This is a genomic window from Halomonas sp. BM-2019 (genome assembly GCF_017584085.1).
Genome location: NZ_CP071922.1, coordinates 3,819,474 through 3,827,988, shown reverse-complemented (window position 1 = coordinate 3,827,988; position 8,515 = coordinate 3,819,474). Strand labels below are relative to the sequence as shown.

The 8,515-nt window shown below is 70.0% G+C and carries 5 protein-coding genes and 1 pseudogene; 5 read left to right on the top strand and 1 reads right to left on the bottom strand.

All coding sequences use genetic code 11. From position 1 onward, the window contains the following. Window positions 1–75: 75 nt before the first annotated feature. Window positions 76–2,626 (bottom strand): annotated as a pseudogene (mutS, locus tag J5F18_RS18965) (DNA mismatch repair protein MutS). Between the two features lie 107 nt (window positions 2,627–2,733). On the opposite strand from mutS, the gene J5F18_RS18960 reads away from it, so the two are divergent. The 5 genes from J5F18_RS18960 to J5F18_RS18940 form a co-directional block, all read left to right on the top strand. After that, window positions 2,734–3,246 (top strand): CinA family protein, encoded by a 513-nt coding sequence (locus J5F18_RS18960; protein WP_346300072.1) that lies wholly within the window; start codon window positions 2,734–2,736, stop codon window positions 3,244–3,246. Window positions 3,247–3,360: 114 nt separating this feature from the next. Then, window positions 3,361–4,422: a recombinase RecA gene (gene recA, locus J5F18_RS18955; protein ID WP_346300071.1), complete on the top strand. Its 1,062-nt coding sequence runs from the start codon at window positions 3,361–3,363 to the stop codon at window positions 4,420–4,422. 3 nt (window positions 4,423–4,425) lie between these two features. Continuing rightward, entirely contained in the window at window positions 4,426–4,920 is a 495-nt protein-coding gene (locus J5F18_RS18950; RefSeq protein WP_346300070.1) for a regulatory protein RecX, read from the top strand. Between the two features lie 85 nt (window positions 4,921–5,005). Next, window positions 5,006–7,618, top strand: a complete 2,613-nt coding sequence (alaS, locus tag J5F18_RS18945) for an alanine--tRNA ligase (protein WP_346300069.1) — start codon at window positions 5,006–5,008, stop codon at window positions 7,616–7,618. 105 nt (window positions 7,619–7,723) lie between these two features. Continuing rightward, window positions 7,724–8,515, top strand: a 792-nt coding sequence (locus tag J5F18_RS18940; protein WP_346300068.1) for an aspartate kinase, incomplete at its 3' end; no start/stop codon positions are given.

Sequence of the window (8,515 nt, the reverse complement as noted above, 5' to 3'; positions counted from 1 at the left end):
CGGACCCCCTCTCCGACCTGTCCCCGGCGCCTTTCGCTGACACGGCTCGGCAACTCCGGTAGCCCTGGCTGCACCTTACAACGACTCCCGCCAGCGGTAGAGCAGCTCCAGAGCCTGGCGCGGCGTCAGGTCGTCCAGGGCCAGGCCGCCGAGCTCCTCCACCAGGGGGTGGGGGGCGCTGGCGAAGAGGTCGCTCTGCTGGGGCACGGCGGTGCCGGGCTGCGGCGCACGGCTGCCCTGATCCACCTCCTGCTGCTCCAGCTGGGCGAGCTTCTCCCGGGCCCGGGCGATCACCCCCTGGGGCACGCCGGCCAGCTGGGCCACCTGCAGCCCGTAGCTCTGGCTCGCCGGGCCTTCCTCCACGCGGTGCATGAAGACGATGCCCTCCCGGTGCTCCGCCGCGGTGAGGTGCACGTTGGCCACCCCCTCGGCCTGCTCGGGCAGGGCGGTCATCTCGAAGTAGTGGGTGGCGAACAGCGTGAAGGCGCGGGTGCGGGTCAGCTGCTCGGCGCTGGCCCAGGCCAGCGACAGGCCATCGAAGGTGCTGGTGCCACGGCCGATCTCGTCCATCAGCACCAGGCTGTGGTCGGTGGCGTTGTGCAGGATATTGGCGGTCTCGGTCATCTCCACCATGAAGGTGGAGCGCCCGCCGGCCAGGTCGTCCGAGGAGCCGATGCGGGTGAAGATGCGGTCCACCGGGCCGATCTCGGCGGCGTCCGCCGGCACGAAGCTGCCGGTATGGGCGAGCAGGGTGATCAGCGCCGCCTGGCGCATGAAGGTGGACTTGCCGCCCATATTGGGGCCCGTGATGACGAGCATCCTGCGCGCATCATCCATGATCAGGTCGTTGGGCACGAAAGGCGCGTCGGAGACCTGCTCCACCACCGGGTGGCGGCCGCCCTGGATGGCGATGCCGGGGGTCTCGGCCAGCCGCGGTCGGGTGAAGTCCAGCGCCTGGGCGCGCTCGGCGAAGGCGCACAGCACGTCCAGCGTGGCCAGGGCCCGGGCGCTGGCCTGCAGGGCGTCTAGCTCGGCGTTGAGGGTATCGAGCAGGCCGTCGTAGAGCAGCTTCTCCCGGGCGAGCGCCCGGGACTTCGCCGACAGCGCCTTGTCCTCGAACGCCTTGAGCTCGGGGATGATGAAGCGCTCGGCGTTCTTCAGGGTCTGGCGGCGCACATAGTCCGCCGGGGCATCCCGGGCCTGGGCGCGGGGGATCTCGATGTAGTAGCCGTGGACCCGGTTGTAGCCCACCTTGAGGCCGGGCAGGCCGGTGCGCTCGCGCTCCCGCGCCTCCAGCTGCACCAGGTAGTCGCCGGCGTGCTCGGCGAGGCCGCGGTGCTCGTCGAGCTCGGTGTCGAAGCCCTCGGCGATCACCCCGCCGTCGCGGATCACCACCGGCGGGTTCTCCACCAGCGCGCGGGTCAGGGTGTCGGCCAGTTCCGGGTAGGGGCGGATATGGCGCCTGAGCTCGTCCAGGGCGGTGCCCTCAGGGTAGTCGGCCAGCGACGCCTCGAGTTCGGGCAGGGCGTTGAAGGCGTCGCGCAGCCGGGCCAGGTCCCGCGGTCGGGCGCTGTAGAGCGCCACCCGGGCCAGGATGCGCTCCACGTCGCCGATCGCCTTGAGGGCGTCGCGCAGCGCCACGAAGCCCTCGGCCTCCAGCAGCAGGGCCACCGCCGCCTGGCGGGCCCGGACGCGCTCGCGGTCGCGCAGCGGGCGGTTGAGCCAGCGCTTGAGCAGCCGCGAGCCCATGGCCGTGGCGGTGGTGTCGAGCACGCTGGCCAGGGTGTTGTCGCCGCTGCCGGCCAGGTTGACGTCGATCTCCAGGTTGCGGCGGCTGGCGGCATCGATCACCACGGCGTCGTCGCGGCTCTCCACGCCGATGGCGGTGACGTGGGGCAGCCGCGAGCGCTGGGTGTCCCGGGCGTACTCGACCAGCACGCCGGCGGCGGTGATGGCCGCAGTGAGGTGGGCGCAGCCGAAGCCGCGCAGGTCCTGGACCTGGAACTGGTCGCACAGCAGCCGCGTCGCGCTCTCTGGGTCGAACAGCCAGTCGCTCTGGCGGCGCAGGCCGCGCCGGCCCTCGAGGGCCGGCGGCAGGGTGAGGCTCTCCCAGGCGCTGGAGCTCGGCGAGCAGCTCGCCCTCGTCCACGACCTCCAGCACGCCGAAGCGCCCGCTGGAGAGCTCAAGCCAGGCCAGGCCCAGGCGCTCGCCCGCGGCGTGCACGGCTACCAGCAGGTTGTCGCGGCGGGCGTCGAGCAGCGCCTCGTCGTAGAGGGTGCCGGGGGTGACGATGCGCACCACGCGACGCTCTACCGGTCCCTTGGAGGCCGCCGGGTCGCCGACCTGTTCGCAGATCGCCACCGACTCGCCGGCGGCCACCAGGCGCGCGAGATACCCCTCGGCGCTGTGGTAGGGCACCCCGGCCATGGGGATCGGCTTGCCGGCGGACTGGCCGCGCTGGGTCAGGGTGATGTCGAGCAGGGCCGCGGCGCGCCGGGCGTCGTCGTAGAAGAGCTCGTAGAAGTCGCCCATGCGGTAGAAGAGCAGCACCTCGGGGTGCTCGCGCTTGATCTTCAGGTATTGGGCCATCATGGGGGTGTGAGAGGGGCTTGCGGCCTGTGACATCGGAGATCCTGTTTCGGGCTCTGCACTCGCGGGCAAAAGCCAGTATTCTAGCGCCCAGGCATCGGCTCCGTCAGGGGCGATTGCATCTGACCCAGGAGGTTTCCCCTATGCCCCGTTCCGCCGCCAGCCTGGCCAACCTCGATCTCATCACCCTGGCCGAGCGCCTGGGCCGCCTCTGCCGCCAGCAGGGCGTGACGGTAACGACCGCCGAGTCCTGCACCGGCGGCGGGGTGGCCAGCGCCATCACCGCGGTGGCCGGCAGCTCCGACTACTTCGAGACCGGCTACGTGACCTACGCCAACGGCGCCAAGACCCGCCTGCTGGGCGTGCCCGAGGCGCTGCTCGAGGCCCAGGGCGCGGTGAGCCGCGAGGTGGTGGAGGCCATGGTAATCGGCGCCTGCCGCGACAGCGGCGCCGGCCTCGGGGTGGCGATCAGCGGCGTGGCCGGCCCCGGCGGCGGCTCGCCGGACAAGCCGGTGGGCACCGTGTGGCTCGCCTGGGGCGATGCCGAGCGCGCCGAGGCGGTGTGCCGTCGCTACCCCGGCGACCGCCGCGCCGTGCGCGAGCAGGCGGTGCGCGAGGCCTTGGTGGGGCTGATTCGCCGCCTCGAGACCCGCTGAGCACGGCCCCGCTCCCAGGCGGAATTGGCACTGGTCCTGCCCGCCCTTTTTCGCCATACTACTGTCCAGTCATACAGTATTCAGATATCCAACGATCCGATCAGGAGACCCGTGATGGCCCAGGATGACAACCGCTCCAAGGCGCTGAGCGCCGCGCTTTCCCAGATCGAGCGCCAGTTCGGCAAGGGCACCGTGATGCGCCTCGGCGACGCCCCGCGGGTGGTCATGCCGTCGGTATCCACCGGCTCGCTGGGCCTGGACATCGCGCTCGGCATCGGCGGCCTGCCCTACGGCCGTGTGGTGGAGATCTTCGGTCCGGAGTCCTCGGGCAAGACCACCCTGACCCTGTCGGTGATCGCCGAAGCCCAGAAGCAGGGCAAGGTGTGCGCCTTCATCGACGCCGAGCATGCCCTGGACCCGAGCTATGCCGAGAAGCTCGGCGTCAACCTCGACGACCTGCTGGTCTCCCAGCCCGATACCGGCGAGCAGGCCCTGGAGATCTGCGACATGCTGGTGCGCTCCGGCGGCGTCGACGTGATCATCATCGACTCGGTGGCCGCGCTCACCCCGCGGGCCGAGATCGAGGGCGAGATGGGCGACTCCCACGTGGGCCTGCAGGCGCGCCTGATGTCCCAGGCGCTGCGCAAGATCACCGGCCATATCAAGAACGCCAACTGCCTGGTGGTGTTCATCAACCAGATCCGCATGAAGATCGGCGTGATGTTCGGCAGCCCCGAGACCACCACCGGCGGCAACGCCCTGAAGTTCTATGCCAGCGTGCGCCTGGACATCCGCCGCACCGGCTCGGTGAAGCAGGGCGACGAGGTCACCGGCAACGAGACCCGGGTCAAGGTGGTCAAGAACAAGGTGGCCCCGCCCTTCCGACAGGCCGAGTTCCAGATCCTCTACGGCAAGGGCATCTACCACGCCGGCGAGGTGATCGACCTGGGCGTGCAGTGCAACCTGGTCGACAAGGCCGGCGCCTGGTACAGCTACCAGGGCAACAAGATCGGCCAGGGCAAGGCCAATGCCGCCCAGTTCCTCGAGGACAACCCGGCCATCATGGCGGAGATCGAGAGCCAGATCCGCGCCCAGTTGCTCGCCGCTCCCGCCCCGAAGGAGGAGGCCGAGGAGGCGGTCTCCGCCGAGGCCGGTCGCGAGGACGACCTGCTGTAGGCCATGCGCGATACGGTCGCGAACCGCGAGGCCTCGCCGCGGGACGACGCCATCCGCCTGCTGGCCCGGCGCGAACACTCCCGCGCCGAGCTGGCAGGCCGACTCGCGGCAAGGGGGCATGAGCCGGCGGCCGTCGACCCCTGCCTCGATGCCCTGGCCGAGGAGGGCCTCCAGTCCGACGCCCGCTTCGCCGAGAGCTTCCTGCGCTCGCGCATCCTGCGCGGCCAGGGGCCGCTGAAGATCCGCGCCGAGCTCGAGCGGCGCGGTATCGACCGCGAGCCGGCCCGGGCGGCCTTCGCCACCCTCGCCGAGGAGGAGGGGGTCGACTGGTTCGCCCTGGCCGGCGAGACCCTGGCCCGGCGCTTCGCCGGTCCCGGCGACACCCCCCGCGAGCGCGCCCGCCGCGAGCGCTTCCTGGCCGGCCGCGGCTTCGACTTCGAGCAGGTGCGCCACGCCCTGGCGCACGCCTGGGACGAGGACGCCCCTTCAGTCCCTTGACAGCTGCGCTATAATGGTTCCCTTTGCGGACGCCCCGGGTGGCCTCGTTGCGGATGGCCACCCCGCCCATCGCCACGGATACCCCATGAAAAGCGCAGACATCAGACAGGCCTTTCTGAGTTACTTCGAGGAGCACGGCCACACCGTCGTGCCCTCCAGCTCCCTGGTGCCGGACAACGACCCGACCCTGCTGTTCACCAATGCCGGCATGGTGCCGTTCAAGGACGTCTTCCTGGGCCGCGACCCGCGTTCCTATGTGCGGGCGGCCTCCTCCCAGCGCTGCGTGCGCGCCGGGGGCAAGCACAACGACCTCGACAACGTCGGCTATACCGCCCGCCACCACACCTTCTTCGAGATGCTGGGCAACTTCAGCTTCGGCGACTACTTCAAGCGCGATGCCATCCGCTTCGCCTGGCACTTCCTCACCGAGACCCTGGGGCTGCCCAAGGAGAAGCTGTGGGTCACCGTGCACGTCAGCGACGACGAGGCCGAGGCAATCTGGAAGGAGGAGATGGGCATCGACCCGGCACGCTTCTCCAAGCTCGACGAGGACAACTTCTGGCAGATGGGCGACACCGGTCCCTGCGGGCCGAGCTCCGAGATCTTCTACGACCACGGTCCCGAGGTGTGGGGCGGCCCGCCCGGCAGCCCCGAGGAGGACGGCGACCGCTACATCGAGATCTGGAACCTGGTGTTCATGCAGTTCGACCGCGACGCCGCGGGCACCCTGCATCCGCTGCCCAAGCCCTCCATCGACACCGGCATGGGCCTGGAGCGCATCGCCGCGGTGATGCAGGGGGTGCACTCCAACTACGAGATCGACCTCTTCCAGAACCTGCTGTCGGCCGCGGCGCGCCACACCGACCACGCCGATACTCGCAACCCGTCGCTGCGGGTCATCGCCGACCATATCCGCTCCTGCGCCTTCCTGGTCGCCGACGGCGTGCTGCCCGCCAACGAGGGGCGCGGCTACGTGCTGCGCCGGATCATCCGCCGGGCCATCCGCCACGGTCACAAGCTGGGTGCCAGGGGGCACTTCTTCCACAAGCTGGTGGGGGCCCTGGACGCCGAGATGGGCGAGGCCTACCCGGAGCTGCGCAGCGGGCGCCAGCAGATCGAGCGCGTGCTGCTCAAGGAGGAGGAGCAGTTCGCGCGCACCCTGGAGCACGGCATGGGTCTGCTCGAGGAGGCCCTGGCCGGCCTCGACGGCGAGGTGCTGCCCGGCGAGACGGTGTTCAAGCTGTATGACACCTACGGCTTCCCCTATGATCTGACCGCCGACGTCTGCCGCGAGCGCGGCGTGGTCCTCGACGAGATCGGCTTCGAGCGCGCCCTGGAGGCTCAGCGTGAGCGCGCCCGCGCCGCCAGCCAGTTCGGCGCCGACTACGCAGCGGCGCTGGAGCTTCCGGGCGAGACCACCTTCACCGGCTACGACCGGCTCGAGGACCGCGCCACCGTGACCGCCATCCTCGACCGCGAGGGCCAGGCCCTGGAGGGCCTGGCGCCCGAGCAGCGCGGCCTGGTGGTGCTCGACCGCACCCCCTTCTACGGCGAGTCCGGCGGCCAGGTGGGCGACACCGGCTACCTGCACCTGACGGGCGGCGGCCGCTTCCTGGTCACCGATACCCAGAAGCAGTCCGGCCACCACCTCCACCACGGCGTGCTGCTCGAGGGCGAGCTCACCGTGGGCGACGCGGTGAGTCCCGAGGTCAACGCCGAGCTGCGTACCGCCACCGTTCGCAACCACTCCGCCACCCACCTGATGCACAAGGCGCTGCGCCAGGTGCTGGGCGAGCACGTGGCCCAGAAGGGCTCGCTGGTGACCCCGGAGCGCCTGCGTTTCGACTTCAGTCATTTCGAGCCGATGACCCCCGAGCAGTTGGCCGAGGTGGAGCGCCTGGTCAACGAGCAGATCCTGGCCAATGCGCCGACCCGGATCGAACAGATGAGCCTGGATCAGGCCAAGGCCAGGGGCGCAGCGGCGCTCTTCGAGGCCAAGTACGCCGACAGCGTGCGGGTGCTGACCATCGGCGCCGACGACTTCTCCATCGAACTCTGCGGCGGCACCCACGTGGCCCGCAGCGGCGATATCGGCTGCTTCCATATCGTCGGCGAGCAGGGCATCGCCTCCGGCGTGCGGCGCATCGAGGCGATCACCGGCGAGGGGGCACTGGCCTGGTTCCACGAGCAGGAGGCCCGCCTCAACCGCATCGGCGAGCGCCTCAAGGCCAAGCCCGAGCAGGTCGAGGAGCGCGTCGACTCGCTGGTGGAGCGCAACCGCGCCCTGGAGAAGGAGCTCGAGCGGCTCAAGGCCAAGCTGGCCAGCGCCGCCGGCAGCGACATGCTCAGCCAGGCTCGCGAGATCGCCGGGGTCAAGGTGCTGGCCACCCGCCTGGAGGGCGTCTCCGGCAAGGAGCTGCGCAACGTCCTGGACCAGCTCAAGAACAAGCTGGGTTCCGGCATCGTGGTGCTGGGCGTGGCGGACAAGGAGGCCGGCAAGGTGAGTCTGATCGCCGGGGTCACCGATGACCTCACCGGCCGTGTCAAGGCGGGCGAGCTGGTCAATCACGTGGCGTCCCAGGTGGGCGGCAAGGGCGGCGGCCGGGCCGACATGGCCCAGGCCGGCGGCAGCGATGTCGCCGCCCTGCCGCAGGCGCTCGACAGCGTCCCGGCCTGGGTCGAGGCGCGCCTCCAGTAACACTCGGCAGGGCCGGTGACCGTAGAGTCCCGGCCCTGTCCGTAGGGATTCATCTTTCACTCATACGAGCGCCACTGGTTCTCGACAGACGAGGGAAAACGGCATATGGCACTATACGTACAGAAGTTCGGCGGTACCTCGGTGGGCTCCGTGGAGCGCATCAAGGCCGTGGCCGATAAGGTCAAGGGCTTTCGCGACAACGGCCATCAGGTCGTGGTCGTGGTCTCCGCCATGAGCGGCGAGACCAACCGCCTGATCGGCATGGCCAACGAGATCAACGACGAGCCGACGCCGCGGGAAATGGACATGCTGGTCTCCACCGGCGAACAGGTCACCATCTCGCTGCTGGCCATGGCCCTGCACAAGCTGGGCGTGCCGGCCACCTCCTACACCGGTTCTCAGGTGGGCATCCTGACCGACAGCTCCCACACCAAGGCGCGCATCCAGCGCATCGAGACCGACGAGATCCAGGCCGATCTCGACGATGGCCAGGTGGTGGTAGTCGCCGGCTTCCAGGGCGTCGATGAAGAGGGCAACATCACCACCCTCGGTCGCGGTGGTTCCGACACCACCGGTGTGGCCCTGGCCGCGGCCCTGAAGGCCGACGAGTGCCAGATCTACACTGACGTCGACGGCGTCTACACCACCGACCCGCGGGTCTGCAGCAAGGCTCGGCGCCTCGAGACCATCACCGTCGAGGAGATGCTGGAACTGGCGAGCCTCGGCTCCAAGGTGCTGCAGATCCGCTCCGTCGAATTCGCCGGCAAGTACAACGTGCCGCTGCGCGTGCTCTCCAGCTTCGAGGGGGGGAGCGGCACCCTGATCGTTGCAGACTCTGACCAAGACGAGGATTCCATGGAAGAACCGCTGATCTCCGGTATCGCCTTCACCGCCAAC